Origin of the sequence: Paracoccus versutus (assembly GCF_000763885.1) — a bacterium.
Classification (GTDB): Bacteria; Pseudomonadota; Alphaproteobacteria; order Rhodobacterales; family Rhodobacteraceae; genus Paracoccus; species Paracoccus versutus.
The window spans coordinates 38,565-63,334 of the sequence record NZ_JRKO01000036.1; the positions used below are offsets into that span (position 1 = coordinate 38,565).

30 protein-coding genes and 5 pseudogenes are annotated in these 24,770 nt (G+C 63.4%); 16 read left to right on the plus strand and 19 right to left on the minus strand.

Annotation, left to right across the window (positions count from 1 at the left end; all coding sequences use genetic code 11):
- Window positions 1-76: 76 nt before the first annotated feature.
- From IT40_RS16490 to IT40_RS27700, 3 genes are all read left to right on the plus strand, one after another.
- Complete coding sequence (locus tag IT40_RS16490) at window positions 77-1,168, plus strand: ABC transporter ATP-binding protein (RefSeq protein ID WP_036757545.1); 1,092 nt, start codon at window positions 77-79, stop codon at window positions 1,166-1,168.
- Complete coding sequence (locus IT40_RS16495; protein ID WP_084197211.1) at window positions 1,123-2,919, plus strand: ABC transporter permease; 1,797 nt, start codon at window positions 1,123-1,125, stop codon at window positions 2,917-2,919. Before IT40_RS16490 ends, IT40_RS16495 begins: the two co-directional genes overlap by 46 nt.
- Before the next feature lie 78 nt (window positions 2,920-2,997).
- Window positions 2,998-3,126, plus strand: coding sequence for an NAD(P)-binding domain-containing protein (locus IT40_RS27700; protein ID WP_166443848.1), 129 nt, complete (start codon window positions 2,998-3,000; stop codon window positions 3,124-3,126).
- Window positions 3,127-3,231: 105 nt separating this feature from the next.
- On the opposite strand, the pseudogene IT40_RS30865 reads toward IT40_RS27700, so the two are convergent.
- From IT40_RS30865 to IT40_RS29610, 4 genes and pseudogenes are all read right to left on the minus strand, one after another.
- A pseudogene (locus tag IT40_RS30865) lies at window positions 3,232-3,498 on the minus strand (2-oxo acid dehydrogenase subunit E2); the annotation flags it as partial.
- 3 nt (window positions 3,499-3,501) lie between these two features.
- Window positions 3,502-4,038, minus strand: coding sequence for an alpha-ketoacid dehydrogenase subunit beta (locus IT40_RS30520; protein ID WP_275600369.1), 537 nt, complete (start codon window positions 4,036-4,038; stop codon window positions 3,502-3,504).
- Window positions 4,039-4,141: 103 nt separating this feature from the next.
- Window positions 4,142-4,267 (minus strand): annotated as a pseudogene (locus IT40_RS30525) (alpha-ketoacid dehydrogenase subunit beta); the annotation flags it as partial.
- Between the two features lie 8 nt (window positions 4,268-4,275).
- Window positions 4,276-5,235 carry a thiamine pyrophosphate-dependent enzyme gene (locus tag IT40_RS29610; protein WP_208021390.1) on the minus strand — a complete coding sequence of 320 codons (960 nt, stop codon included), beginning with the start codon at window positions 5,233-5,235 and terminating at the stop codon, window positions 4,276-4,278.
- Window positions 5,236-5,540: 305 nt separating this feature from the next.
- Between IT40_RS29610 and IT40_RS30870 the strand changes: the two genes are divergently transcribed.
- From IT40_RS30870 to IT40_RS16510, 3 genes are all read left to right on the plus strand, one after another.
- On the plus strand, window positions 5,541-5,822 hold the full coding sequence (locus tag IT40_RS30870; protein ID WP_420874805.1) for an Lrp/AsnC family transcriptional regulator: 282 nt from the start codon (window positions 5,541-5,543) through the stop codon (window positions 5,820-5,822).
- The gene (locus tag IT40_RS30875; protein ID WP_420874799.1) at window positions 5,785-6,027 is read left to right on the plus strand and encodes an Lrp/AsnC ligand binding domain-containing protein; all 243 of its coding nucleotides are present in this window, start codon (window positions 5,785-5,787) and stop codon (window positions 6,025-6,027) included. Before IT40_RS30870 ends, IT40_RS30875 begins: the two co-directional genes overlap by 38 nt.
- A 287-nt stretch (window positions 6,028-6,314) precedes the next feature.
- On the plus strand, window positions 6,315-6,806 hold the full coding sequence (locus IT40_RS16510; protein WP_036757551.1) for a DUF6985 domain-containing protein: 492 nt from the start codon (window positions 6,315-6,317) through the stop codon (window positions 6,804-6,806).
- A gap of 315 nt (window positions 6,807-7,121) precedes the next feature.
- Here the strand turns inward: IT40_RS16510 and IT40_RS27710 are convergent, their stop codons facing one another.
- Window positions 7,122-7,400, minus strand: a complete 279-nt coding sequence (locus tag IT40_RS27710; protein ID WP_084197214.1) for an SH3 domain-containing protein — start codon at window positions 7,398-7,400, stop codon at window positions 7,122-7,124.
- 160 nt (window positions 7,401-7,560) lie between these two features.
- On the minus strand, window positions 7,561-8,652 hold the full coding sequence (locus IT40_RS29625) for an MFS transporter (protein WP_338117897.1): 1,092 nt from the start codon (window positions 8,650-8,652) through the stop codon (window positions 7,561-7,563).
- Here IT40_RS29625 and IT40_RS29630 point away from each other — a divergent pair.
- The 6 genes from IT40_RS29630 to IT40_RS16540 all read left to right on the plus strand — a co-directional run bounded on the left by IT40_RS29630 (window position 8,540) and on the right by IT40_RS16540 (window position 11,485).
- Entirely contained in the window at window positions 8,540-8,896 is a 357-nt protein-coding gene (locus IT40_RS29630) for a hypothetical protein (RefSeq protein ID WP_208855404.1), read from the plus strand. The genes IT40_RS29625 and IT40_RS29630 overlap by 113 nt on opposite strands.
- 272 nt (window positions 8,897-9,168) lie before the next feature.
- Window positions 9,169-9,363 carry a DUF1127 domain-containing protein gene (locus tag IT40_RS16525; protein WP_036757600.1) on the plus strand — a complete coding sequence of 65 codons (195 nt, stop codon included), beginning with the start codon at window positions 9,169-9,171 and terminating at the stop codon, window positions 9,361-9,363.
- Between the two features lie 89 nt (window positions 9,364-9,452).
- A complete protein-coding gene (locus IT40_RS28755) occupies window positions 9,453-9,602 on the plus strand; it encodes a hypothetical protein (protein ID WP_157034084.1) in 150 nt (49 codons plus the stop codon).
- A 206-nt stretch (window positions 9,603-9,808) separates the two neighbouring features.
- Complete coding sequence (locus tag IT40_RS16530; RefSeq protein WP_036757553.1) at window positions 9,809-10,444, plus strand: TetR/AcrR family transcriptional regulator; 636 nt, start codon at window positions 9,809-9,811, stop codon at window positions 10,442-10,444.
- A 1-nt stretch (window position 10,445) separates the two neighbouring features.
- Window positions 10,446-10,889 carry an SRPBCC family protein gene (locus IT40_RS16535; protein WP_036757556.1) on the plus strand — a complete coding sequence of 148 codons (444 nt, stop codon included), beginning with the start codon at window positions 10,446-10,448 and terminating at the stop codon, window positions 10,887-10,889.
- A gap of 107 nt (window positions 10,890-10,996) precedes the next feature.
- Window positions 10,997-11,485 (plus strand): VOC family protein, encoded by a 489-nt coding sequence (locus IT40_RS16540; RefSeq protein ID WP_036757558.1) that lies wholly within the window; start codon window positions 10,997-10,999, stop codon window positions 11,483-11,485.
- Between the two features lie 253 nt (window positions 11,486-11,738).
- On the opposite strand, the gene IT40_RS30530 is transcribed toward IT40_RS16540, so the two are convergent.
- Entirely contained in the window at window positions 11,739-11,864 is a 126-nt protein-coding gene (locus IT40_RS30530) for a hypothetical protein (protein WP_275600370.1), read from the minus strand.
- 183 nt (window positions 11,865-12,047) lie between these two features.
- On the opposite strand from IT40_RS30530, the gene IT40_RS28760 reads away from it, so the two are divergent.
- The 3 genes and pseudogenes from IT40_RS28760 (at window position 12,048) to chrA (ending at window position 14,224) form a co-directional block, all read left to right on the plus strand.
- On the plus strand, window positions 12,048-12,194 hold the full coding sequence (locus IT40_RS28760) for a hypothetical protein (RefSeq protein ID WP_157034085.1): 147 nt from the start codon (window positions 12,048-12,050) through the stop codon (window positions 12,192-12,194).
- A gap of 102 nt (window positions 12,195-12,296) precedes the next feature.
- A pseudogene (locus IT40_RS27725) lies at window positions 12,297-12,953 on the plus strand (IS5 family transposase); the annotation flags it as partial.
- 71 nt (window positions 12,954-13,024) lie between these two features.
- Window positions 13,025-14,224 (plus strand): chromate efflux transporter, encoded by a 1,200-nt coding sequence (gene chrA / locus IT40_RS16555; RefSeq protein ID WP_036757560.1) that lies wholly within the window; start codon window positions 13,025-13,027, stop codon window positions 14,222-14,224.
- 163 nt (window positions 14,225-14,387) lie between these two features.
- On the opposite strand, the gene IT40_RS29635 is transcribed toward chrA, so the two are convergent.
- A complete protein-coding gene (locus tag IT40_RS29635; protein ID WP_052096069.1) occupies window positions 14,388-14,792 on the minus strand; it encodes a hypothetical protein in 405 nt (134 codons plus the stop codon).
- Between the two features lie 374 nt (window positions 14,793-15,166).
- Here IT40_RS29635 and IT40_RS28765 point away from each other — a divergent pair, with 374 nt between their 5' ends.
- A complete protein-coding gene (locus IT40_RS28765; RefSeq protein ID WP_147307343.1) occupies window positions 15,167-16,201 on the plus strand; it encodes a hypothetical protein in 1,035 nt (344 codons plus the stop codon).
- A gap of 743 nt (window positions 16,202-16,944) precedes the next feature.
- On the opposite strand, the pseudogene IT40_RS29640 reads toward IT40_RS28765, so the two are convergent.
- The 11 genes and pseudogenes from IT40_RS29640 to IT40_RS16620 form a co-directional block, all read right to left on the minus strand.
- Window positions 16,945-17,133 (minus strand): annotated as a pseudogene (locus IT40_RS29640) (P-type conjugative transfer ATPase TrbB); the annotation flags it as partial.
- Window positions 17,134-17,362: 229 nt separating this feature from the next.
- Window positions 17,363-17,992, minus strand: coding sequence for an NAD(P)-dependent oxidoreductase (locus tag IT40_RS16575; RefSeq protein ID WP_036757565.1), 630 nt, complete (start codon window positions 17,990-17,992; stop codon window positions 17,363-17,365).
- Window positions 17,993-18,006: 14 nt separating this feature from the next.
- On the minus strand, window positions 18,007-18,411 hold the full coding sequence (locus IT40_RS16580; protein ID WP_036757567.1) for a DUF2442 domain-containing protein: 405 nt from the start codon (window positions 18,409-18,411) through the stop codon (window positions 18,007-18,009).
- Window positions 18,399-18,641 (minus strand): DUF4160 domain-containing protein, encoded by a 243-nt coding sequence (locus IT40_RS27750; protein WP_181180967.1) that lies wholly within the window; start codon window positions 18,639-18,641, stop codon window positions 18,399-18,401. The genes IT40_RS16580 and IT40_RS27750 overlap by 13 nt, the downstream gene beginning before the upstream one ends.
- A 13-nt stretch (window positions 18,642-18,654) precedes the next feature.
- Window positions 18,655-19,131, minus strand: a complete 477-nt coding sequence (locus tag IT40_RS16590; RefSeq protein WP_036757568.1) for a ribbon-helix-helix domain-containing protein — start codon at window positions 19,129-19,131, stop codon at window positions 18,655-18,657.
- A gap of 10 nt (window positions 19,132-19,141) precedes the next feature.
- Window positions 19,142-20,962: pseudogene (locus IT40_RS16595) on the minus strand (conjugal transfer protein TraG); the annotation flags it as partial.
- Window positions 20,963-21,162: 200 nt separating this feature from the next.
- Complete coding sequence (locus IT40_RS16600) at window positions 21,163-21,549, minus strand: YbaN family protein (RefSeq protein WP_036757570.1); 387 nt, start codon at window positions 21,547-21,549, stop codon at window positions 21,163-21,165.
- Window positions 21,546-21,869 (minus strand): DUF3817 domain-containing protein, encoded by a 324-nt coding sequence (locus tag IT40_RS16605; protein ID WP_036757573.1) that lies wholly within the window; start codon window positions 21,867-21,869, stop codon window positions 21,546-21,548. The genes IT40_RS16600 and IT40_RS16605 overlap by 4 nt, the downstream gene beginning before the upstream one ends.
- A complete protein-coding gene (locus tag IT40_RS16610) occupies window positions 21,856-23,061 on the minus strand; it encodes an FAD-dependent oxidoreductase (protein WP_036757575.1) in 1,206 nt (401 codons plus the stop codon). The genes IT40_RS16605 and IT40_RS16610 overlap by 14 nt, the downstream gene beginning before the upstream one ends.
- Window positions 23,062-23,312: 251 nt before the next feature.
- Window positions 23,313-23,603 carry a DUF4167 domain-containing protein gene (locus IT40_RS16615; RefSeq protein WP_052096072.1) on the minus strand — a complete coding sequence of 97 codons (291 nt, stop codon included), beginning with the start codon at window positions 23,601-23,603 and terminating at the stop codon, window positions 23,313-23,315.
- 7 nt (window positions 23,604-23,610) lie between these two features.
- Complete coding sequence (locus IT40_RS16620) at window positions 23,611-24,426, minus strand: LysR family transcriptional regulator (protein WP_036757577.1); 816 nt, start codon at window positions 24,424-24,426, stop codon at window positions 23,611-23,613.
- Between the last annotated feature and the right edge of the window lie 344 nt (window positions 24,427-24,770).

Here is a 24,770-nt window from a genome sequence, read left to right on the forward strand (position 1 = left end):
CGGGCGCGTCCTGGCCATGCCGGCTCGCGCCCGTGCCAGGATAAAGTGCGCCCTCCTTCGGGGAGAGGAGAATTACATGCTGAAAGTCGATAGTCTCTTAAAGTCGTTCGGCGATCATACCGTGATCGACCATGTGTCGTTCGAGGTGGAAGCGGGCGACTTCTTTACGATGCTCGGCCCCAGCGGCTGCGGCAAGACGACGATCCTGCAATGCATCGCAGGGTTGCAAACCCCGACGGCGGGCTCGATCGAGATGGCCGGAAAGGTCGTCTACAGTTCTGCCCAGAAGTTGTTCGTACCGGCGAGCCACCGCAACCTGGGGATGGTGTTCCAGTCCTATGCGATCTGGCCGCATATGACCGTTTTCGAGAATGTCGCCTTTCCGCTGGTCCATGGAGCGCGGCAGCGCGTGCAGGACGTCGACAAGCGCGTCATGCACGCACTGGAGATGGTGAAGCTTCAGGATTACGCGCAACGTCCCGCCCCCTTCCTCAGCGGCGGTCAGCAGCAGCGTGTTGCGCTGGCCCGCGCCCTTGTCCACCAGCCCGAACTGCTCCTGCTGGACGAGCCGCTTTCCAACCTCGACGCCAAGCTGCGCGACGTGATGCGCATCGAGATCCGCAACCTGGTGAAGTCCATGGGGATCACCACGATCTTCGTGACCCATGACCAGCTCGAGGCGCTGTCGATGTCCGACACGGTCATGCTCCTGCGCGGCGGTCATATCGTCCAGAAGGGCAGCCCGCAGGAGGTCTTTCTGCGCCCGAACACCGAATTCACCGCCGATTTCATGGGGCGCAGCAACTTGATCCCCGGCAAGCTTTCGGCCTCGGGCAGCCATGTGACGACCTCATTCGGTGAAGTCGCCTGCAACGTCGCCTCCGGCCTGACGCCCGGTGCCGATGTGGCGCTGGTGGTGCGTCCGAACGTCGTCCGCACCGTGGCCGCCAGAAATGCGACGCGCGGCCAGAATACCTTCGTGGGGCGGATCGAAAGCCAAACCTTCCTGGGTGACCTCATCGAGGCCGATGTGATCCTTGGCGGGCAAGTCATGCGCGTCGCGCTAGATCCTTATGCGCCGCTTGCGAATGGCCAGGAGGTTGAAGTCCAGCTTCCAGCCGAATGCTGCATTGCGGTTCCAGCCGAATCCGCCAGCAGGAGGGGGTAGACATGAGCATATCACGCACAAGCAGCGCTACCACGGAGGCGGTGTGGGAACCCGATACCTCAAGCACCGCGCGGCTCGTTGTCCGCAACGGGCTTCTGATCCTGCTGGTCGTGCTGATCGCGCTTCCGCTTCTGGTGCTGATCTATACCAGCTTTCTCCCCCCCGGCGCGGTTCCCCTGTCGGGCTCTGAACTGACGCTGGATAATTATCGTTCGATCCTCACCGGCTCGGGCACCGTCGCGCTGTTCGTGCGGACGATCATCTTTGCCGTGGGCAGTTCTGCCATCGGCATCGTTCTGGGCATCTCTTTCGCCTATCTGACCGAGCGGACCGACCTGCCGGGACGGACCGCCGTCCGTATTCTGATGTTTTCCTGGATGGCGGTTCCGGCGCTGGTCTTCGGCTATGGCTGGATCCTGCTGCTCAACCCTGGCAACGGCATCATCAACGTGATGGTGAAGGCGATCTTCAACCTCGAGCAGGCGCCATTCACGCCCTATTCAATGCAGGCCCTCACCGTCATTGCCGGCCTTGGCGCAGTTCCGACGGCCTATATCATGGTCAGCGGGCTGCTGCGCAACATGGATCCCTCGCTTGAGGACGCAGCGTTCGTTTCGGGGGCGAGCCGGTTCGTGATCCTGCGCAAGATCACCGCGCCATTGCTGACGCCCGGCACGCTGTCGATCTCGATCTACCTGATCATGACGATGGTGCAGCATTTCGATCTGCCGATGATCATCGGCCTGACCGCGCAGACCCCGGTCCTGTCCACCAGCATCTACATGGCCGCGGCACCGGATTTCGGCCTGCCGAACTATGGGCTAGCGGCGGCCTTCGGCGTGTTCCTGGCGATCCTGGCCGGAGCGCTGATGTTCATGTATTTCCGCGTGGTTCATGCAAGCGAGCGTTATCGCACCGTCACCGGCAAGAGCTTCCGCCCCAAGTTGTTGCACCTGCGTGGGCTTCAGAAGGTGTTCGCGATCCTGCTGGTGGGCGGTTACTTCGCCCTAATGCTAATGCCGCTGCTGACGCTGGCCTGGGCCAGCCTGTTCCCCTACTACAGGCTCCCGTCCTTCGCCGCCCTCGCGGATGCCAGCTTTGCGGCCTACTTCCGGGTGTTCAGCGAGCCGCAGACCTTCCGCGTCATCGTCAACACCGTACTGCTGTTCCTGACGAGTTCCACCCTCGCCGTCGTGCTGTCCTGTCTGGTCAGCTGGTTCGCCGTGCGGCTGGGCGGCAAGAGCGGCCGGGCCATGGACCTGCTATCCTTCGCCCCCACCGCGATCCCGCCAATCGTCATGGCCATCGCGCTGCTGATGATGTTCCTCAGGACACCGCTCAATGGAACCATCTGGGTGATCGTGATCGGGCATATCGCCATGTATCTGTCCTTCGGCACGCGGGCGATGAACGGGGCATTGATCCAGATCCACCGAGAGCTCGAAGATGCCGCCACGGTAAGCGGCGCGAGTTGGGGAACCAGCCTGCGCAAGGTGCTGTTCCCGATCATCTGGCCACATATCCTCAATACCTGGCTGTGGATCGTGGCGCATAGCGCGCGCGACTTGACCTTTCCGCTGTTCCTGCTGACCTCGAGCAACGTGGTTGTCGCGACAGCGATCTATCAGCGCTGGAATTATCCCGACCTGCCGGGAACCGCCGCGCTGTGCATGATGCTGGTTCTTGCGCTGTCGGCGCTGGTGATTCCGATCCAGATCTATCTGGAACACAAGAACCTGAATAAGGCGTAGTGCGGACGCGCTGGTCCGGGGCCAAGGCTGGCCCCGGATCGACCCTGAAGGAATAACCTCTCGACCAAGGCGGATATGATGACCGAAGTTGGGTTTATCGGGATTGGAGCCATGGGCCGTCCGATGGCAATGCGCCTGATCCGGGGCGGTTACGACCTGGTTGCCTTCGACATCCGCAAAAGCGCCGTCGAGGCGCTGGCAGCGTAGGGCGCGAAACAGGCGGGGTCGGCGCGTGAAATCGTGGAGCGCTGCGAAACGGTGGTCCTGTCCTTGCCATCCCTCGGCGCGGTTCGCGACGCCGTTAACCGGAACCACAAGGGCTTTCTCGCCCAGGGCAGTGCCGATCCCGATGTTCACATCATTAAAAATTTCAAGCCTATCGGCATGCCAACGGCTGTTGACCTGCGGCATGGCCAGCATGGCTTTTGCGGCCGCCCTGACGATATAGGCAGCATAGGACAGTGAGATGCCATCGGCCTCGAACTTCGTTTTACGATGAGTGCGGTGTGCGATGACGGCGCTGAAATCGGCCTCGAAGACCGCCGTCACCTGAGGCGCTTCAGATACGGATTTCAGCATGTTTCACGCAATAGCCAGCCGCATCTGGTCATGCGGAACAATCTCGCCCCCAAAACCAGCGGTTTGCAGGTCTTCATGAACGATCAGGCAACGATGCGTCCTGGTGACCGAGTTCAGCACCGCCTCCCGGTCCCAGGGAACCAGCGTGCGCAGATCGATCACATCCACCGAGAACCCTTCGGCCGCTTCCTGACAACGATCAACCATCCCGCCCCAGGTGACGATGGTCGCGTCGTTACCTTCGGCCACGAATTTCGCTTTGCCGAAGGGAATCGCGTAATCTTCACCCGGCCAGGGGCGTCGTGCCCAGGCGTGGTCCAGCATCGCGCGATGTTCCAGGAAGATCACCGGGTCGTTGCCGCGCAGACTGGTCCGCAGAAGGCCCTCGGCGTTGGAGGGCGAAGCGACCTTCCAGCCAGGGCTGTGGATGAAGGCAACCTCGTTGGTCTGGCTGTGCCAGGGATCGCCGCACTTGAAGAATCCGACTGGCATACGCACGACCATATGCGCCGCGAACCGGTTGTTCGTCCGCCAGCGCATCGAGCCGCAGTCGTTGAGCTGTTCGGTCGCCGGTTCTGCATATTTTGCGGAACTGGATTTCCGGGACAGGCAACAGGCCGGCAAGGGCCATGCCGACGGCACGGCCGATGATACCCTCCTCGGACAGCGATGTGTCAAAGACGCGATCGGTTCCGAATTTCTCCTGAAGCCCCAGCGTTACGGCGTGGACGCCACCCTTGGGACCGATATCCTCGCCAAAGACCGGCATGCGGGGATTCAGCCCCAGTTACTGATCGAGAACGCGACGGATCGCCGTGACCATACTGAGCGCTGCCCCTCGGGCCGCGCCAGATCGGTGCTGGCGGGAGCGGCCCAGCCCTGAGGCATCAGACCGCCCGTCGCCTGCATCTCGCCTTCGAAGAAGACGTTGCGCAGCACGGTTTCAGGTTTGGCGACAGGCCGAGCCTCGGCCGCTTCACGCACAGCATCGGCGCGGTCTGCGGCTGCTTCCAGCTCCTTCCTCCAGCCATCCTCGCTCATCAGCGCCGGCACGAGGTAATTCTTGAGCTTGGCCCAGGGATCGCGTGCCCATTCCGCCTCAACGACCTCAGGAGTCTTGTATGTCTGGGTGTCCTGAAAGCTATGCCCCTGAAGCCGCGGCACGGTCGGGCGCAGCATGGCAGGCAGACGTTCCTCGCGGACGAAAGCAAGGGCTTGGGCGGTCAGCAGCGCCGCCTCCTCAGGATCGGTGCCGTCGCCGGTGAATATCTTGAGCCCTCTCCAGGCAGCCAGGTTCGCCGCGATATTGCCGCCTGGGGTCTGGAACGTCGAAGCCACCGAAATACCGAAGCCATTGTCCTCGATATAGAACAACATCGGCAGCTTCTGCGTCGTCGCAATCGTCAGAGCCGACCAGAACCCGTTCGAGGCGACGGAACCGTCCCCGCCCAGCACCACGCCGATTGAACGCCCATGACCCTCGGAGCCCAGCACCTCGGCGTGATATTCCATCGCCTGAGCCCAGCCTGCGATGGGGCTGTACTGCGCACCGACACCACCGCACATGGGAAGCGCCGTCGCACCACGAGGATTGGGAGAGTTGAAGACGACACCGATGTCGCTGCCGCCCGAATAGCCGCCGGCGCGACCCATAGCCGAAGCCAGCGCTTTCTTCAGGGTCCACCTCCAGCGACAACAGCATCGGTCGCGACCGATAGTAGCCGCAAACTGCGTCATGAGGTGCGTCCAGGCGCATGCGCAGGAGGATCTGCGCCATGTCATGTCCACGCGCAGAGAATTGGTAGAGCACCTTCTTTTCTGGAACCAGACGGGTTTCCTCCAACTCGTCCAGCGCGCGGCTCAGGGCCATGTGGCGCAGAACCTCGACCCAATCGACGGAAACGTCAGGAGCGTTGCGTCGCGCAATGCTAAGCGAACTTCTGGCCATCGGACCTCCCTCTCGCACGCCTTTTCCTGACATGTTTTGCATCTGCGAGCTGAAAAGTTCTTTCAGCCCATCCGGGTATGGTTACATTATTGAAATGTTCATTTCACAAAATTGGAAGAATCGGAAACATCTGGACCAGATCGACCCGATAAACCAGAGAATCATCCGGACGCTTCAGAAGCGCGGCAATCTCTCCAGCCAGGAACTGGCGGAAACTGTCGGTTCGTCTGCGGCATCCTGCTGGCGCCGCGTCAAAGCCCTTGAGAAAGCCGGAGTGTTAGGGGCCGCCGTGCGACCAAAAACTCGGGAGAGGCCTGGATGTATTTTGCCAAATCCGATTGAACGCCCAGGCTCGCGCCATGCGCGCTGCGTTTGAGCAGTTCATCGATCTGCAAGAAGATGTTGTAGAATTCTATTCTATCAGCGGCGAGAGGGACTACCTATTGCACTTCGTCGCAAAGGATGTATCCGATTACGAGAAGATACTCATGCGTGGAATACTGGATCATGATTCCATTGCGAGTTCGTCGTCAATCTTCGTGCTGCGTCGGGTCAAGCACTCTACAGCTATACCGGTTTAGATAAGGGCAGTTTATTGTTCGCAAATGATGCCAGGCGCCAGGCTTCGATCAAGGAGGCCGCCACTTTTCCATACAAAATGAGCATGGAATCGCGAACAGTTCTTCTCGAACCGCTGATATAATGCGCCCTCGAATTTCCGGGGGCCGGATTGACGCGATTCGTTAGAACTTTCCCTGCATGCTGGATTTTTGTGCAACTCTAATGCACCCGACGTCTTGCCCCGCCCAAGCGGATCATGTTTCTTGCCCCAAGATCCCACGACGCATGATTCCAGGGAGATAGCGCCATGATCAGGATACCGTATTTCGACAATGCCGAAGTTGAGCTGATCGACGATCCCGAGGATCCTGGCGCTGAAATGGCACTGGAGACGTTCCTGATGCTCACGCCCGCCGATCGGATCGTGGATTCCCGCCATGTCTTCGCCTATTATAGGGATTTCCGCGAAGCCGTCGGCGGCCAAGACTGGCTGGACGAGCAGATGGGTGTTCCCGAAACGCCTGCCGACATCTGGAAACATGTCACGCCGACTACTCTCGATCTGCGAAAAGGCCGCGGCGACGACAGCAGCTGGTATGTCATGGTCGAAGCGAATTGCGCCTGGGAAGAAGAGCATGGCCTGTTGCTGGTCTGGCGCGACGGCCGGACGCTGACCAAGGTCGGTGGCTATGACGGCCATGTCACCAATGCGAACGCCTATGCGGACGATGGCCTTCGCGACGTCGTTTACGTGGCAACGAATCCGAACCACACCACGAGGACCACCAACGCAGGGTGAATTGGCTAAGGTATCTCCCTAGACCTTGGGGAAATCGCGTGCCGTCTGCTGCCATTCTCGATCATCCGCAGCAGGTCTGCCTATATGTTTGACCCTATCCTGCTATACCAGTCCGCCGGCATTGCATGGCAGGACGTCGCCTAGTGGAGGTCTCAGCTTTGCACAACCATCCGACATGCCGTCGGTGACAGGTTATCCCGCATCTTTACCCTAATGTGCGGACAACGCCGTACTCTCGTCTGGGTGGCGGTTTCGGGAACCTTGCGTGCAGCATTCATCGAGGCCGCCCGGCAGCGTCGGGGCGAAATGTTGCTGTCAGCGATGCGCCAGATAGTCAGCTGAAACGTAACCCCAGATACCGGGCCTGTCGGTGAGCGAGACTCTGCACCAGACCTTGCCGTTATTCGTGACGCAGTTCTGGCGGGTAAGGCGCGTTCCGTCGGGCAGGCCGATGATGATCTTGTGATTGAGGCCTGGGCCTGCGCGAAGTTTCAGGAGATCGTCTGACCCGACGCCCTTGACCACCGCACCAGAACCGACCGCGCAGCCGGTAGCGATAGCGAGAGCGAGAAGAGCGGCAAAATGAGTGCGCATGATCTGACCTGAATCGTTTTGCCATCACTACGACACCATCGCGCGAAATGACAGCAGGCAGGTGCCGGACGCGGATAAGGGGTTGCACAAGACCTGCCATTGAAGGCCCGTTCCGTCCCATAGAGCGGCGATTCTGGTCAGGATTTCGCCGCGGCGCCAGTCAGCGGCAGCTTCGGAGAATGCAGCCACGCAGCATGGGATGAGCCAGACCGGCGGTTCTGGGCTGCGTGCGATGACTGCGCGCGTTTGCCCTGCCCGAAGCATCGGAGCCGGCCTCGATCCTCGTCACCCCTGCTCCCGGCGGCCCGGCCTTCCAACCCGCCCCGCCAGAAAGCAGCCGATCGCGGCCAGTTGTATCGCCGCAGCGCAGGCGAGCAGCGGCACCGAACCGGATCCGTCGACCATGCCATCCCCGCGCAGCAGGCCGAACGCCGCCGGCGCGAAGGCATGGCTGGCCTGGCCGATGGCGACGATCAGCGGCACGACGCGGGCCACCTCGGCCCGGGTGAACTCCTGCTGCGCGATCAGCGGCGGCAGCGAGGTGGCATTGCCGATCCCCAACCCGAAGAGCGCAATGCCGAGCCCCGCCCTCGCCCGCCGCCAGCAGGAACAGCAGCGATCCAGCCACCTGCACGCCGTAGCTGGCACAGGCGACCAGGCGGCGGTCGGCCGAGACCGGCATCATCCAGCCCACCACCGAACGCCCGAGGATCGCGGCGAGCGTCGCGCCGCCCATCGCCAGCCCCGCCATGCGCTCGCCCAGCACCGGCACCAGCAGCGAGAACAGATGCGCCAGCAACCCGATCTGGGCAAAGAGCCCCAGCATCATGCCGGCGGCCAGCGTCACGAACTTGCCGTCGGCAAAGAACCAGCGGCGCGCGGGCGAACCGCCTCGCGGCGCTCGTGGCCGGGGATCGGCCCCCTGCACGCCGTCCGGGCTTTGCCCCATGCTTTCGGGCGTGTGCCGGAACACCAGCACCGACAGGGTCGCGACCACGGCCACCATGACGCCGCCGACGGCCAGGGCCGCCGGCAGAAAGCCGATGCCCGCGATCAGCGCGATCCACGGCGGCGAGAAAATCACCCCGCCCAGGCTCGCGCCGTTATGGGCCATGCCGAGCGCGGCGGGACGGCGCAGGATGAACCAGGGCGCGATCAGCGCGTTCACGGCGGCCACCCCCATCGCGACCCAGCCAGCGCCGCTGGCCAGCGCCGCCGCGAACAGCTGCCAGGGCTCGGGCCGAGCCAGGATGCAGGCCCTCGGCATCCTGGCGGCGGATCGCGACATGCACGGCCGCCGCCCGCTCTGCCGTCCCTGCCTGGACTGGAGCGAGCGCCGCCCGCATCTGGCCGGAGCTCTCGGCGCCGCCATCTGCACCCATGCCCTGGATCAGGGCTGGGTGCGGCGCCGCATCGGAACGCGGGCACTGGAGATCACCCCGGCTGGCAGGATCGGTTTCCGGCAGGCGTTCGGGGTCGCGGACGCTGCCGGCTGATCAGGGCAGGCCGCTTGCGTCCGGCATATCCCCATGCCCGCGGCGGCGAACACGAATGGCCGCGGTAGGGAAGCCGCACTGCGGCGGCGGCTCGCGAGTGGCCGGAATGGGTCGGGATGCGCTGCTATCCGTCCGACTGGCCGCCCATGCTGCAGCGCGGAATGCATGGCCGGTTTGCCGGGATCACGGCTACTTCCCATCCGGTGCCCGGCCTATATCCGCCTTGTCCGAAACATGCCCGCCGAATGGGCAAGATGAAAAAAGGTGCCGAGATGTCCGCTGTCGAAATGAGCCATAGCCATGCTGCCCGTGGCCTGGGCCAGGTCTTTGCCCGCGTGACCGCGATGGTCGCGGCATGGAACGACGCCCGCATCACCCGCAGCGAACTGAACCGGCTGACGGATCGCGAATTGACCGACATCGGCCTGACCCGCGGCGATATCGAGCGCGTCGCCCGCGGTCTCTGAAGCCATCCCCATCGATGAACCGATCCCGCGGCGGTGGCGGCGGGGTTTTTTCATGCGCGGGTGATGGAAATCCGAAGCTGGGCCCGCTCATGGTCATCGCCATCGCCGCATCAGCGATGATCGGAGCCTTCGACTTCGCCTATGCAGGGTTCACTGCTCTTTTCGGAGGTGCGGACGCGATTTCGATCCTCGGGATGTTGCTGATTGTGGGCGGCGGCACCCTGTCCTTGCGGCGATAACCCCAGTCCGCATTGCCACTGTTTCGGCACGGATCTCGCCGCAGCGAGTCCAAGCAACCCCTTTCTGGAATGCTGGCCGAGAGAAGGTGATGCGCCTGATCAGTCGGCTCGTGAACGCATCATGGTGTCTCTCCATCATCACGTCGTCACTTCACCCTTGATTACATACCAACCAGTCGGTATCTTTAATCCTCAAGGAGAGTGACATGCCCGCCCCGACCGCGAAACCCAATGCCCGTTCCAAGCTGCTCGATGCCGCCCTGTCGATGATCCGCGCCAAGGGCTATTCCGCCACGACGGTCGACGAGCTCTGCGCCGCCGCCGGTGTGACCAAGGGCGCCTTCTTCCATCATTTCAGGAACAAGGACGAATTGGGCGTCGCAGCCGCCGAGCATTGGTCCGAGGTGACAGGCGCCCTGTTCGCCGCTGCGCCCTACCACGACCATGCCGATCCGCTCGACCGCGTGCTCGGCTATCTCGCCTTCCGCAAGGCCTTGCTGCAAGGCGGCGTGCCCGATTTCACCTGCCTCGTCGGCACCATGGTGCAGGAGACCTATGAGACGGCTCCGGCCATTCGCGACGCCTGCGACCGCAGCATCAGCACCCATGCCAGGACACTCGAGGCCGATATCGAGGCGGCGATGCGCGACCGGGCCATGTCGCCCGATTGGACGCCCGAATCGCTCGCCCTCCACATCCAGGCGGTCCTGCAGGGCGCCTTCATCCTCGCCAAGGCAAAGGGCGGGCCACAGGTCGCCGCCGACAGCATGGACCATCTGACCCGCTACCTGACGCTGCTGTTCTGCGCGGGCGGCGACACCCCGAACCCGAAAGGAGACTGACATGCCCAGCACCATTAATCTGCACCGCGTCATCGCGGCGAAGCCCGAAAAGGTTTATCGGGCCTTCATCGAACCGGATGCCATTGCCAGCTGGCTTCCGCCCTTCGGCTTCCTCTGCACCGTCCATGAGCTGGATGCCAGGGTCGGCGGCAAGCACAGGATGTCCTTTCGGAACTTCACCACCGGGGACAGCCATTCCTTCGGCGGCGAATATGTCGAACTCGTTCCCGGCGAGCGGCTGGTCTACACGGACAGGTTCGACGATGCGAACCTGCCGGGCGAGATGCGGGTCACCGTCACGCTGAAGCCCGTGTCGGTGGGCACCGAGATGACCGTCGAGCAGGCCGGGGTGCCGGACCTGATCCCGGCCGAGGCCTGTTACCTTGGCTGGCAGCAGAGCCTGCGCAAGCTTGCGAGCCTGGTTCAGCCCGAAATCGACCAATAGCGACGACGGATCGCCGTCGGCAAAGCGTCATGCGCAAACCGTGCGGCCCCGGAAACGAAAACTCCACTCGATCCCGTACGAAACCCCCAGACCAAAGGAGACCAGAGATGACCGATCTCGTGACATGCCTGTGGTTCGACCATGGCGAAGCCGGAAAGGCGGCCGCATTCTATGCCGCCACCTTTCCCGACAGCCATGTCGACCGGGTGAACGCCTCTCCCTCCGACTATCCCGGCGGCCAGGCGGGCAACGAGCTGACCGTCGAATTCACCGTCCTTAACCGAAGGTTCATCGGCCTCAACGGCGGTCCTGCCTTCACGCCGAACGAGGCGGTCAGCTTCATGGTTCTGACCGAAGACCAGGAACAGACCGATCGCTACTGGAACGCGATCGTCGGAAACGGCGGCCAAGAGAGCGATTGCGGCTGGTGCAAGGACCGCTGGGGCCACTCCTGGCAGATCACCCCGAAGCGGCTGATGGAGCTGACGACCGATCCCGACCGCGCCAAGGCCAAGCGCGCGATGGAGGCGATGATGACGATGCGGAGAATCGACATCGCCCGGATCGAGGCGGCCGCGTCTGCCGGGACGGAATAGCAGGGCAAGGGACGGCGACGAACGACCGTGCATCGCTGTCCTGCCGCGGCACGAAACCGAACCCTGCCGGCTTCGGCACGCCAGCCCGCAGGCCCTGCGGATGGCGATCTGGAGTGGCGAGGGCGGCAAGGCCGGGTCGAGGTCGGCCCTGGGCATGGACATGGGCGCGTCGGGTTCTGGGCTGTCCCGATGCGCAAGAGCGGGACGGTTTGCGGCGCGGGTGAACATCCCACCCTGCTCATGCTCGTGATCATCAAGCGCTTTCGACGGGCACGGCCGGATGAACCGGGACGCTGTCGATATAGGATAAGATCACCGGCATCACGACCAGCGTCAGGATGGTGAAACTGATGAGCCCGCCGATCATCGCATAGGCCATTGGCACACGCTGTGCGCCGCCGCCCGTAATGGCGATGCCCAGGGGGAACCATCTCGAAGATCATTGCGAGCGTCGTCATGATGATCAGCCGGAACCGCGCCACGCCGGCGCTGACCAGCGCAGCGATCCGTTCCAGCCCGTGCTAGCTCCTGATTGGCGAAATGGCCCAGCAGGATGCCTTTCTTGGTCACCAGCCCCATCAGCATGATGCATCCGATCATCAAGTATGCTGCCCGCGATCATCAGTGCCAGGATGACGCCGATCAGCAACAATGGCATCGCCACCACGATTGCGATCGGCTGCAGGCCGCTCGCGAATTGCGGGCCTAGGGCCAGATAGGACCATCGCCCGCTCATAGGGTCAGGCCCCATTGATCTTCTTGATGCCGCCGGGCCTGGATGATTCAAGCACCCGAGCTGACGGGGGTGCTGATGAGCAACCTTTTCCGGCTGACCGACGAGCAGATGGAGCGGCCCGGCCGTTTTTTCCGAAGAGCCATGGCAAGCCGCGGGTTGATGACCCGCGGGTGCTGAGCGGGATCATCTTCATCAACCGCAATGGGTTGCGGTGGCGTGATGCTCCACGGGAGCATGGCCCGCCCAAGACGCTCTACAACCGCTGGAAACGGTGGGGCGACAGGGGGTGTTCGGCCGGATGATGGAGGGATCAGCCTCCGAGGGGGGCGAGGAGAAGGTCGTGATGATGGACGCGACCTGCCTGAAGGCGCATCGCACGGCTTCGAGCCTGCGGTCGGAAAAAGGGGGCTCGACGATCAACGCGAGCGTCTGGTCGGGCGAAGGAAAGGCGGGCTGAACACGACGCTGCACGCCGTCGCGGACGCGAAAGGTCGCCCCCTCGGCTTCTTCATGACGGCTGGCCAGGTCGACAACTACACCGGTGCGGCGGCGCTCCTGGGCAGCTTGCCCGCCGCCGAATGGCTGATCGCCGACCGCGGCCATGACGCCGGCCGGTTCAGGGATGCATTGCAAGACAAAGGGATAAAGCCCTGCATTCCCGGCCGGAAGTCGCGCGGCAAGACGATCCGCTACGACAGGCGTCGCTATCGGCAGCGCAACCGGATAACGATCACCTGAATACGCCCACCGTGCCGATCATGCATCATCGCTCGCAAAAATGGTCAACCAACGAGGCCTCCCGAATGAACCACAGCCCCCGGCAATCGCAGGCAAGCGTCTCCGAAGTGTTCCGCGTCTTCCTGAAGCTGGGGCTCACCTCCTTCGGCGGCCCGATCGCGCATCTGGGCTATTTTCGCGACGAACTGGTGACACGGCGAAAATGGCTGAGCGAGAGCGCCTATGCCGATCTGGTGGCACTATGCCAGTTCCTGCCGGGTCCCGCCTCCAGCCAGGTTGGCTTTGCACTTGGCCTGACCCGGGCGGGTTGGGGCGGCGCCTTTGCGGCTTTCCTCGCCTTCACCTTGCCATCTGCCCTGATCCTTCTCGGCCTCGCCATGACCGCAACACGCCTCGAAGGCCCGCTTGCGCTCGGCGTCCTGCATGGCCTCAAGATCGTCGCCGTCGCCATCGTCGCGCAGGCCGTGTGGGGCATGGCCAAAAACCTCTGCCCCGACAAAGAGCGCGCCACGATCGCGGTCGCAGCCGTGCTTCTGCTCGCCTGGGCGCCGGGCGCCATGGGTATGATGGCCGCCATTCTCCTTGGCGCGATCGCCGGGCTCGCCTTGAGCAAGGGGCAGGTTGCGACCGGCGGGCATCTGCCTGTGCCGGTTTCACGGACAGCCGGCCTCATGGCCTTTCTACTCTTCGCCATCTTGCTGCTTGGTCTCCCGCTCCTGGCCGGGCAGGCGCAGGGATGGGCGCTGGCCGACAGCTTCTATCGCGCCGGCTCGCTGGTGTTTGGCGGTGGGCATGTCGTGCTGCCGTTGTTGCAGGCCGAAACCGTCACGCCGGGATGGGTGTCGGATGACGCCTTCCTCGCGGGCTATGGCGCCGCGCAGGCGGTGCCGGGGCCGCTCTTCACCTTTGCCGCCTGGCTCGGGGCGGTCATGGGACCGGCCCCGAACGGCGTCACTGGCGCGGCAATCGCTCTTGCCGCACTCTTCCTTCCGGGCTTCCTCATCCTGATCGGGGCACTTCCCTTCTGGGATCAGTTGCGCCGTACGACATGGGCGCAGTCGGCCATGCAGGGCGCCAATGCCGCCGTCGTCGGAATCCTCGGCGCTGCGCTTTATTCACCTGTCTTCACAAGCGCGATCGGCGGCATGCCGGACTTCGCGCTGGCCATGATCTGCTTCGTGGCGCTGATGGCCTGGGAAGCTCCGCCGTGGGTTGTGGTTTTGCTGGCGGCCGTGGGTGGAGCTGCCCTTGGCCTGACGACGTAAGGCGATGGCGTGCTCATTCTGTCAGACCCGAGGGCATTGATCGAACAAAGCTGAATACTCGCCACGTCGAGGGCCGAGGCGGGCCGGCCTCTTTCTTGCAGAAGAAGACGCCCGATGATTGACGCATCGCATGAGTCCGCCTGAGTATGTTTGTGATTGATCGCTAACTAAAGAGGTGCCGCGTGCGCAAGTCAGCGGAGCTTCGCAAGGCCGAGATTGTTGCTGCCGTCCTGGATTTAGCCGACGGGATCGGCCCGGACCGGGTGACGACAGGAGCGGTCGCATCGGCAATTGGGGTGAGACGCAGGCTGCGCTGTTTCGACATTTTCCGACCAAGGAAACGCTGTGGCAGGCCGTGGCCGAGCATGTGGCCGAAACCGCAGCCCTTCCATGCGCGGCGGCGGGCGGAACGGGCCAGATTGTCGAAGATGACCTGGACCTTGTCGGCCAGATCGCCCTTGGCCCTCGCGAACCAATGCGGGAAAGCCGCCAGATTGGGCTGGTCCCGCATCTCCAGCCAGGCGGCGATCAGATCGTCCTTGCTGCGGAAATGATAATAGAAGGCCACTGCCCTCCACACGGAAGCGCATCGTCCGGCCCAGTTGCCAACGCCGCAGTATTTCTCGCGGCACTATTACGACCTGGCCATGCTCCTCGACACAGGAGAGGGTCAGGCCGCTGTCAGCGACTTCGATCTGTTGGCGCAGGTGGCGAAGCACAAGGCGACCTTCTTTCGGTCAGGCTGATCCAGCTACGACACGGCTCGGCCGGGGACGCTGCGGCTTATGCCGGACGACGCCCGGATCAAGGACTTGCGCGCGGACTATCGGGCGATGGCGCCGATGATGTTCAATCAGACTCCGCCATCGTTCGGTGAAATTCTTGTCAGGATTGCGGCACTCCAACAGGCGATCAACCGGTAAGCCAACAGGAGATGCAGGAATGCTGCGGAACCGCCCCACCCGCCGGGTTGGCCTCCGCACCGTCTCGGCCTCTTCCAGCGTGATCGCCTCGAGCTCAGGCTGGGCGCCAACCGGCAGCGACGCGCGGCGCAAGATGGCGCCTGTATCAAAGGGTACGAAGAAAAGGTCGGGAAGGTTCCACATTTTGGTGCTACCCTCCGAATGTACGGCAAACCTGCCAAGAATGTTGGCTTTCCTGAGCATACCGCCGATGCGATACCGTTTAACGAATCGGGCACGGCCCCTGCAAGACGGCGAGCCGGCGTTCGCCATTCCAGTGAAGATGCTTCGCCATCGCCATGAGCTGGCGGCGACAATTTCATTTATTACGCGGCGTAAGCTATTTGGACTATCATATTGGGGCCTACAGCCCGGCTATTTTGATCGAATTCCGCAGGACAGCGGTGTACTCGTTCGCCCAGCTGTGCCGATTGCCGAATTAGTTCCTGGCGCAACATTCCCAGGCGACATTGATCTCCTCATCGTTCCCTACGAGGGGAACGAGCTTGTTCTGGATAGAACGATAGCCATCGAAATCAAGATCGTCAGGGCAAGCTTCGCCAAACAAGGCAAGTCGCCGAATGATTTTGGGGTTACCCAGGCAACCGCCCTTCAGAAGCTCGGGTTTCCTTATGTCGCAATCGCGCACCTCATCGTTTCCGACCAAAGCCCACGCGAAGCCTGGAGACCGGCTGGTCTTGTGCGGATAATCGGGCCTGACGGCCTGGCGGAGCAACTTCCCGATATCGAGACGGATTGGCTGCCCGCCGATCTCATGGAGCGCTCGTTTGGCCGCATGCAGGCGACCGCACCGGAGCCCATCGGCCTTGTGGCTGCATATCTCGGCCCCAATGATGAAAATCTCTTCGATGTCGCGCACGGAACCTGGTTTCCGCTATGCCGCGCGGCACAGTCTGGCGCAAAATCAAACAGCGCATTGCTTGCTGCCGTCGCTGCACTGGTGGAACGGCGTCAGGACTATTTCCTCGACAATCCACGCTACGATCCGGCCTAAAGGGCGCCTCTCTGGTCCATCCTCATTGAAGGAGCTCACCTGGAAGTACAGTTTTAACCATGAAGGAGGACCACTATGACACAAAAGCAGCACAAGACCGTATAAATCGTAATGAAGCTGCTGCAGGTAACCTGTTTCGGCCCGCTGCAACGCAAAATTAACACACCCACAGCGGACGCTATGGGTGTGTTGGTTTCAGTGGTCGCGGAAGCAGGCGATCACCGAGACCAACACTCGCTTGAAGCCTCTGTTTATTAAAATAGGATCCAAGGCCCTCATCTTCGCAACCCATTTAAAGGCATGAGGCCCAAACTCAAAGGTTGTCCTGTGGCATTCACCGCCTATGATGTCTAGCTTCAGTCAGAATCCCAAGCTCCATCTCTTCCAGAGTTCGAGCCTTTCCCCCAAACCCAAGCATTCCAAAGACCTCTCCAGGCCGAGTTCCGGCAACTGCCGGATTCTGCGAGATGGCGCCCTCATCGGGCTTCATATCTGCGATCCGGGCGCTCGAAGCCCCCACTCCTCCTTCGTAACCCTTATCGTCCTCGCTCTCCGCCATTCTCGTTACCCAACTATCAGTTAGTTCCTTCATCACTCTATGCAGCCGCCCAGACCTGATTGAGGATTCTCGCAGCGATCTCCGCCTTGTGTTGGGGCAGGAAGCGGCCGTAGTGCTGAGCGACCATCTCGGGGATGTCCTGGATCGCATAGCTTGCCTGCTCGTACGAGCCGGTCTGCTTGAGGATATGGGTGGCCAGCACGTCCCGGACGATGCGCTCGCCGTCAGTGGCGGACAGCCGTTCGCCCGTGTCGGAAAGCCCTTCGGACAGCCGGTCCACCCAAAGGCGGCCGTCCGGGTTCAACATCACCTCGACCACGGCCGGGTCTGCAAGCAGCCGGGCAATGGCGGGGCCGAGCGCGGTGCGCAACATGCGCGCGCCGCGCTGAATCGCTTCCTGTCTGTGGTGGTTGATGGTCATGTCGGCCCCGGCTTCCGGCGGGGACGCGACAGACGACCCCGGCGATGGGGTCGATTAAGAAAGCCCGGAAATGAGCAGCTTCAACAAGTATCTGTGCCCGTGCGGGCATCGGCGGTAATCGGCGGTGAATGGGACGGGTCGCAAATGACCCGCCGGCTCTTTGTTCACCCCCGGACCCGGATCAGGCGTGACCGACGAACGGCTTTTGCCGAATGAAGCTGCCCTTCTCCAGACTGTCCAGAATGAACGAGGCGACTTCGGCGCGGGTAATCGAACTAAGCTGTAATCCCGGCGGGATTTCCGTGTAAACCTGCAATGACCCCGGGACGGCCTTCGTCGCAAACGGGGCTGGCCGGATGATCGTCCAGTCCAGATCGCTTTGCTCGATCAGGGCCTCCTGCCGGTCCTTGTCGGCATAGCGGTTCCGGGTAAACAGCGGAAAGATGATGCGATTATAGAGCCAGCCACCGTGGCCGCGCGTCTCGCCAGCACCAACGCCCGTGACGGCGACGAGTCGGTTCACCCCGGCCGCCTTCATCACCGGAAGCAGCGCCCCGGTCGCGTCGGAGAACAGGCTGGTCCGGCCGATGCCGTCGATGCCGAGGCATTGAACCACGGCATCCTGTCCGCCGATATGCCGCTCCAGAAAGGCCCGATTCACCGGCGAGCCGATGGCCACCCGCACCGCCGCCGTCTCGGTGATCCTTCCCGCCGTCCGGGTCTGCGCCGTGATGCGATGGCCGCGCGCCGCCGCCTGTTCCAGCAGGCTGGAGCCGACCCCTCCCGACGCGCCGAGCACGAACAGCCGCATGTGGATTATCCTTATTACTGCATCGCCTTGCGTGGACGGCCGCCCTTGGCTCCGTTCGCACGGGCCGCGGCGGCCTTGGCGGCGGAGGTGGTCTGTCCGGCACGCCGGGCCATCCATGCCTTCGTGCCGAAAATGCCCGCCATAAGTCCCGGCAGGGACAGATCGGCGTCCAGTTCCTCCCAATGCAGCCCATAGCCCCGACCGAGGATTTCGACAGCGGCAAGCTGGTCGTCCGTCGCCCCCTCAAGCCCCTGCGCCAGACGCGGCGGAAAGGCGAAGGTGCAGCCGTTCTCAAGATCGACGATCACCCGGCCTGAAGCCCGGTCGTAGCGTGCGGCGGCGGCGCGTGGCTCATTGGCGCGCGCCATGCGGCCCCGCTCCAGCGCGGCGTCGATTGCGGCATCGGTCAGGTCAGCCATGTATCTCTCTCCATCGTGCCAGAAATGCGTCCCTGTGTTCGGTCACGACAGCCATCGCGCCGCAGCTCGTTCCGCTTCATGTCCTCCGCCCAGACCAGTTCCGGCCCGCCCTCGGGTCCGGCCAGGTTGATCTTGGCGTGACCGTCGCCGAACACATGCACATGCGCCGGCTCGTGGTCGTCGGTATAGATGACGATGCGCAGCCCATGCGCGCGGTGGATGGTGACCATGGGATCAGATAACCTATCGTGATGGGTTTTTCAAGATGTCGTCGATGCTCGCTCCGCGCGACGGCTCATCCTGTGTGGAGAATGCAGGCATATCGCGCGACAGCTCCTTGAGGAACCTGTCGCCGGTTGCCAGGCGCTTGCCGAGGGTCTGCATGAATCCCTCGAACCGCTCGGCCCCCTTGGCTCGGGCCGAGGCTTGGGCGCTTTCGGGCTGCGGAGGCGTGGCGGCAAGCCAGAAATAGACGAACAGCGAGACGGTTTCGCCAAGCACCGCGAGATCTTCGTCGAGCATGTCCATCTGACGGCCGATCCTGTCCAGGCGGCGCGACATGGCCGCTTCCAGCCGATCCGCCGCGTCACCGGAAAGGAAGGAGGCGACGGCGGCTTCGACGATGGCGGATTTCGACACGTTGCGGCGCAGCGCCAGCATTTCGACCTGCTTCAACAATTCAGGATCGAAATAGACGTTCATGCGGGTGCGCGTGGTCATGGGCGGTCCTTCAAAGCTCGATGCCGTCATCCGGGTTCATCGCCACCTGCCGTGCGACCATCCTCATGCGCTGTCGGATAGTGCGGGCCTTGGCCGCGTCAACGTCCGGCTCGTCGTCCAGAAACTCGAACTCCTGTTCGGGCGATGGCGGCAGGGCGACGATTTCCTCATGCTCGGGCAATTCCGGCTCGCGGCGGATGCCGGCATTGGCCGGATCGCCCTCGGTCCCGTCTGCCGCGTCGGTCGCAGAATGGTTTTCCACCGCGACCACGCGGCCGGACCAATCATCGGCGGATGGGCTGGGCGCCAGCGGAGCGGCGACCAGATCGGGCGGGGTCAGGATGCGTTCCTGAAACCGCGCATCCTCGAAATAGCGGGCCTTGGTCGCGCGGATCGGCGGCGTGCCCGCGACCATAACGATTTCGTCCGTTGGCGGAAGCTGCATGATCTCGCCCGGCGTGAGCAGCGGCCGGGCCGTCTCCTGCCGCGACACCATGAGATGCCCGAGCCACGGGGCCAATCTGTGCCCGGCATAGTTGGTGGAATCGCGCAGCTCGGTCGCGGTGCCGAGCGCGTCGCTCACCCGCTTGGTGGTGCGTTCGTCGTTCGTGGCGAAGCTGACGCGCACATGGCAGTTGTCGAGAATGGCATTGTTCGGCCCATAGGCGCGCTCGATCTGGTTGAGGCTCTGCGCGATCAGGAAGCCTTTGATGCCGTAGCCTGCCATGAAGGCGAGCGCCGATTCAAAGAAATCGAGCCGGCCGAGCGCCGGAAACTCGTCCAGCATCAACAGCAAGCGATGGCGCGTGCCGGAGGTGGTCAATTCCTCGGTCAACCGCCTGCCGATCTGGTTGAGGATCAGGCGGATGAGCGGCTTGGTGCGGTTTATGTCGGACGGCGGCACGACCAGATAGAACGTGACCGGCTGGCGGCTGCCGACCAGATCGGCAATCCGCCAGTCGCAGCGCGCCCTCACCCGCGCGACCACCGGATCGCGGTAGAGGCCGAGAAATGACATGGCCGTGGAAAGGACGCCGCTGCGCTCGTTCTCGCTCTTGTTCAGCAGCTCGCGGGCCGACGACGCGATGACGGGATGAACGCCGGCCTCGCCGAGATGCGGCGTATCCATCATAGCGCGCAAGGTCGCCTCGACCGGGCGGCGCGGATCGGACAGGAAATTGGCGACGCCCGCCAAGGTCTTGTCCTTCTCCGCATAGAGAACATGCAGGATCGCGCCGACCAGCAGGCTATGGCTGGTCTTTTCCCAATGGTTGCGCTTATCGAGACTACCTTCGGGATCGACCAGAATATCCGCGATATTCTGAACGTCCCGAACCTCCCACTCGCCCCGTCTCACCTCCAGCAACGGGTTGTAGGCGGACGATCTGGCGTTGGTCGGATCGAACAGCAGGACGCGGCCATGCTTCGCGCGAAAGCCCGCTGTCAGCGTCCAGTTCTCGCCCTTGATGTCATGGACGATGCAGCTTCCCGGCCATGTCAGCAGCGTCGGCACCACCAGCCCGACGCCTTTGCCGCTGCGGGTCGGGGCGAAGCATAGGACATGCTCGGGACCGTCATGGCTCAGATAGTCCCTGTCGTAACGGCCGAGCACCACGCCATCGAGGCCGAGCAAGCCGAGGCTGCGGATTTCCTTTTCCTCGGCCCATCGCGCCGATCCGTATGTGGCGACGTTGCGCGCTTCCCGCGCCCGGATGATCGACATGAAGATGGCGGCAGCGATGGCGAGGAAGCCGCCGGACGTTGCGATGATCGCACCTTCGACGAAGATCGCGGGCGCATAGGCGTCGAAGGAGAACCACCACCAGAACGATGGTGAAGACGACAGCGATTTGGCCCCAAAGGATTCGTCCTCCGCGCATCGGGACTCCGATCATCAAATGATACGAAGCCGATCAGAGGATGGGTGCCCCCACGGATATCAACCGGAAATCGCACCCGGGAGGGCTGCCGGATACTATCGGCGGCAAAAAGGACGGGTTGCGGCGGGCATCCGGCTGCAATGCTCGCCCTTCATGCCGTCGGCCTTGTGAACACATAGACCAGCCCGAATCCCATCAGCCCGCCGACGAGTGCGATCAGCAGCCAGCCCGGACGACCGCCCCAAAGAAAGAGCCCGAATCCGAGCATGGTGCCGCCCAGCGACATCCATTTCGCCCGCATCGGGATCGCCCCGCGCTCGCGCCAGTCGCGCAGTAGCGGGCCAAAGCGCGGATGGGCCAGAAGCCAGTTCTCCAGCCGCTGCGAGGATCGCGCGAAACAGGCCGCTGCCAAGATCAGGAAGGGCACCGTCGGCAGCACCGGCAGGAAGGCCCCCACGAAGCCGAGCCCGGTGAAGAACAGCCCCAGCGCCAGGAACAGCCAGCGCAGGGCAGTCGATTGCCGCGCGGGACGGGTCATGCGCGGGTCCGTCGGCGCTTCAGGAAAGGCTCGTTCAGGAAGGTACCGAAGGGGAACAGCGAGGCGGCGAAGGTGCGCAGCCAGTCGGTCACGCTCCACCCCCGCCCCCACAGCGCGGCGATCATCAGCGCGACATAGGCGAGGAAGGCATAGCCGTGGACCGGCCCCATCACCTGCACCCACGCGGGATTGTCCAGCGCGTATTTCACCGGCATCGCGACTAGGAACAGCAGGATCGTCGTCACGCCCTCGACTACGGCGACCAGCCGGAAGAGGTCGAAGAGCCGGTTAGAAACGGGGCGGGCGTCAGCCTGGCTCATGGCTCGGGTCCTTCCTTATGCGTTCGGGGCGGAAGCCCATACCGATCAGCCGCCCCATCAGCCGCGACAGCACCGGCCAGCAGGCGATCAGGCGCACGAAGCCCGGCGGGCGCGGCGCGGCCTCGCCCTTCGCGTTGCGCTTGCGGCGCATCATCCGCTGCAAGCCTTGGGTGGCGCGGGTCGGGAACATCCGCCGCGCCTGCACCTTTGCCAGATCGGCATCGCGCAGCCGCCCCTCGCGCAGCGGGCGGGCGAGGATATTCGCCGCCGCCACCGCATCCTGAATGGCAAGGTTGACGCCGAAGCCGCCGACCGGCGACATCGCATGGGCGGCATCACCGATGCACAGCACGCCGGGCGCCCACCAGCGCCGCAAGCGGTCCATGCGGATCGACAGCAGATGCACCTGATCCCAATCGGCGATCTCCTCGAACCGATCCGCGGGCAGAGGCGCCAGCGCAGCCAGCGCCTGACGAAAGGCCGGCAGGCCAGCGGCCTTCACGTCGTCGAAGCTGCCCTTGCGGATGACATAGCCGCATTGCCAGAAATCGCCCCGGTCGATCAGCACCAGCCCCTGCTGCGGCCCGGCATGGCTCATCGCCGGGGCCGGATCGTCGGGCAGGCGCGACAGCCGCAGCCAGACCACATCGACGGGTGAGCCGAAGTCGATCACCTCAAGCCCCGCCTGCGCCCGGACCACGGAATGCCGCCCGTCGGCGCCGATCACCAGCGGCGCCCGGATTTCGCCCGTGCCACTATCGCTTTCCCACGCGACACCGCCGCCCGGCAGCAGAGCGGTGACGCGATGGCCCATCATCAGGGTGAAACCGGGCAGACCGGCGGCCTTCGCGGCCAGAAAATTCAGGAAATCCCATTGCGGCATGAAGGCGATATAGCGGCACTCCAGCGGCAAGCGGCTGAAATCGGCGATGGTGACCTGCCGCCCGGCGATCTCGGCATGCAGGTCGGCGGCCTTCTGATGCGGCAGGGCCAGAAACTCGTCCAGCCAACCCAATTGCACCATCAGTTGCAGGGTCGAGGGGTGAATCGTGTCGCCGCGGAAGTCGCGCAGGAAATCCGGGTGCCGTTCAAGCACGGTGACGCGCAGCCCGGCGCGGGCCAGCAAAAGCCCCGCCATCATCCCCGCGGGCCCGCCGCCCGCGATCACGCAATCCTGCCATGTTTCAGTCATCGAAAACCACCAGCCAAGAATCTCTGCCGATATGGTCTCTGGCTTGGCGGTAGCGGCGATCCCGTCGCAAACCGCCGGCTGGATGGATCGGATGCCTCGTTTTACCGCCCCGCCTCTGTAATGACCACCTCCGCCATGACGCAGATCGCTGTCCGAATCCGGGCCATTCGTCGCAGCTCCGGCCTGGGATGGGAAGGCGGACATCCAGGCCAGCGGTCGCTTCGCCTGAAAGAACCGGCTCGGACGGGCGATCAGATGTCCCGGGCCGCTTGCCGGTGGCGTTCCTCACTCTCCTCCCTGATCCCGTTCATGATCCGCCGGTAATGCTCGGCATATTGCAGACAGGCTTCCATCGCGACGCTGTCGTTACGCGCTGCCGCCTCCCGTGCGTGATACAGATATGTGGTGACCAGATCCTGCGCCCTGCCGCGGAGCTTCCCTGCCGGGCCGGAACTCTCAAAGATCCGGTTGACGAGACTGCCGATATTCGACGGCCGGCGCTGTCCAGTCCGAAAATACTGCTGGTGTCGTTGCTGATTCATCCTGCCTCTATGGCTCGCACCGATCTTCGGGGCGATAACGTGCCCGCGTCTTTCCGGCGAGGGCGAGCAGATCGCGCAGGGTCTTGCTGCGGTTCTGCGGCGACCAGAGCGCGTAGAGCCGCACCGGCTCGTCGTCATCCGCGATCCGGCGCCAGATCAGACCTTCCGATACCGAGGCCTTCAGACTGGTGCCGGAAAAAGTGACGCCCTCGCCATGGGCGACCATCTGCATGAGCGTGTCCCGTTCCACGTCGACGCGGCGAAAATGCAGGGTTATTCCATGTTCCGCCATCCGCCGCACGGCATGGTCCCGCACCAGCGGCCCTGCCCCACCGTGCCTGATCAGAAAGGTCTCGCCGTCCAGATCGCGCCAGAAGATCTCATCCCTCCCGGCAAGCCGATGGCTCTCGCCGAGCATCAACACCAGCGGCTCCGACCAGAGCAACCGGCTGTGGCATTGCGGGGCACGCGGATCGCCGACCACCAGGGCGATATCGACATGATCCCCGATGACGGCGGGAACCGCTTCCTCGACCGGCCCTTCGGTGACGGCGTGGTCGATCTGGCCGAGACCGGCGGCGATCTCGGCCACGAAGGCCCGCCCGGCCTCGGTCAGACGCACGCCCCTGTGGCGGCGCTCGAAGACGATGATGCCGATCTCTTCTTCCAGGTTGCGGATCCGCGTGCTGAGGCTGGACTGGCTCATGCCGAGCGCCTCGGCCGCATGACGGAAGTTCAGGTGTTCGGCCACCGCGAGAACCTGCGTCAGCGACAGCAGCGATATCCGCCGCCCGACCCGGGCGATGCTGCTGCGGGCGGTCATCCGATGTGTTGGGGATTCATCACGGCTCATGGGCCATTCTCCTCACACCCACATGCCTGCAGAGGCTGCAAAAAATCCCGGACCATGCTGTTCCTCCTCTTACTGCCCTGTCCCTCGTCGTGTTTGCCGCCCATGGTTCTGGCTGGCTGACCGGACGAGAACGCGGAGATCCGGATGGCAGGCGTGCAAAGGCAAAATCGGTTGGTGGTTCAATTCCTCATTGGCTTGCCAGCGCCTCGACGGGGCTTAGCCTGGCGGCGCGGATGGCGGGGACCAGGCCGAAGGCGGCGCCCATGGCGGTGGCGCCGGCCAGCGCGCCAAGCGCCACGGTGACGGAAAACACC

Excerpts from the sequence above, each read along its gene's own strand:
- IT40_RS16490 (WP_036757545.1), top strand. The coding sequence starts at position 77 with ATGCTGAAAGTCGATAGTCTCTTAAAGTCGTTCGGCGATCATACCGTG.
- IT40_RS16495 (WP_084197211.1), top strand. The coding sequence starts at position 1,123 with ATGCTGCATTGCGGTTCCAGCCGAATCCGCCAGCAGGAGGGGGTAGAC.
- IT40_RS27700 (WP_166443848.1), top strand. The coding sequence starts at position 2,998 with ATGACCGAAGTTGGGTTTATCGGGATTGGAGCCATGGGCCGTCCGATG.
- IT40_RS30520 (WP_275600369.1), bottom strand. The coding sequence starts at position 4,038 with ATGCGCTGGCGGACGAACAACCGGTTCGCGGCGCATATGGTCGTGCGT.
- IT40_RS29610 (WP_208021390.1), bottom strand. The coding sequence starts at position 5,235 with ATGACGCAGTTTGCGGCTACTATCGGTCGCGACCGATGCTGTTGTCGC.
- IT40_RS30870 (WP_420874805.1), top strand. The coding sequence starts at position 5,541 with ATGTTCATTTCACAAAATTGGAAGAATCGGAAACATCTGGACCAGATC.
- IT40_RS16510 (WP_036757551.1), top strand. The coding sequence starts at position 6,315 with ATGATCAGGATACCGTATTTCGACAATGCCGAAGTTGAGCTGATCGAC.
- IT40_RS27710 (WP_084197214.1), bottom strand. The coding sequence starts at position 7,400 with ATGCGCACTCATTTTGCCGCTCTTCTCGCTCTCGCTATCGCTACCGGC.
- IT40_RS29630 (WP_208855404.1), top strand. The coding sequence starts at position 8,540 with ATGAACCAGGGCGCGATCAGCGCGTTCACGGCGGCCACCCCCATCGCG.
- IT40_RS16525 (WP_036757600.1), top strand. The coding sequence starts at position 9,169 with ATGTCCGCTGTCGAAATGAGCCATAGCCATGCTGCCCGTGGCCTGGGC.
- IT40_RS28755 (WP_157034084.1), top strand. The coding sequence starts at position 9,453 with ATGGTCATCGCCATCGCCGCATCAGCGATGATCGGAGCCTTCGACTTC.
- IT40_RS16530 (WP_036757553.1), top strand. The coding sequence starts at position 9,809 with ATGCCCGCCCCGACCGCGAAACCCAATGCCCGTTCCAAGCTGCTCGAT.
- IT40_RS16535 (WP_036757556.1), top strand. The coding sequence starts at position 10,446 with ATGCCCAGCACCATTAATCTGCACCGCGTCATCGCGGCGAAGCCCGAA.
- IT40_RS16540 (WP_036757558.1), top strand. The coding sequence starts at position 10,997 with ATGACCGATCTCGTGACATGCCTGTGGTTCGACCATGGCGAAGCCGGA.
- IT40_RS30530 (WP_275600370.1), bottom strand. The coding sequence starts at position 11,864 with ATGGCCTATGCGATGATCGGCGGGCTCATCAGTTTCACCATCCTGACG.
- chrA (WP_036757560.1), top strand. The coding sequence starts at position 13,025 with ATGAACCACAGCCCCCGGCAATCGCAGGCAAGCGTCTCCGAAGTGTTC.
- IT40_RS28765 (WP_147307343.1), top strand. The coding sequence starts at position 15,167 with ATGCTGCGGAACCGCCCCACCCGCCGGGTTGGCCTCCGCACCGTCTCG.
- IT40_RS16575 (WP_036757565.1), bottom strand. The coding sequence starts at position 17,992 with ATGCGGCTGTTCGTGCTCGGCGCGTCGGGAGGGGTCGGCTCCAGCCTG.
- IT40_RS16580 (WP_036757567.1), bottom strand. The coding sequence starts at position 18,411 with ATGGCTGACCTGACCGATGCCGCAATCGACGCCGCGCTGGAGCGGGGC.
- IT40_RS27750 (WP_181180967.1), bottom strand. The coding sequence starts at position 18,641 with ATGGTCACCATCCACCGCGCGCATGGGCTGCGCATCGTCATCTATACC.
- IT40_RS16590 (WP_036757568.1), bottom strand. The coding sequence starts at position 19,131 with ATGACCACGCGCACCCGCATGAACGTCTATTTCGATCCTGAATTGTTG.
- IT40_RS16600 (WP_036757570.1), bottom strand. The coding sequence starts at position 21,549 with ATGACCCGTCCCGCGCGGCAATCGACTGCCCTGCGCTGGCTGTTCCTG.
- IT40_RS16605 (WP_036757573.1), bottom strand. The coding sequence starts at position 21,869 with ATGAGCCAGGCTGACGCCCGCCCCGTTTCTAACCGGCTCTTCGACCTC.
- IT40_RS16610 (WP_036757575.1), bottom strand. The coding sequence starts at position 23,061 with ATGACTGAAACATGGCAGGATTGCGTGATCGCGGGCGGCGGGCCCGCG.
- IT40_RS16615 (WP_052096072.1), bottom strand. The coding sequence starts at position 23,603 with ATGAATCAGCAACGACACCAGCAGTATTTTCGGACTGGACAGCGCCGG.
- IT40_RS16620 (WP_036757577.1), bottom strand. The coding sequence starts at position 24,426 with ATGACCGCCCGCAGCAGCATCGCCCGGGTCGGGCGGCGGATATCGCTG.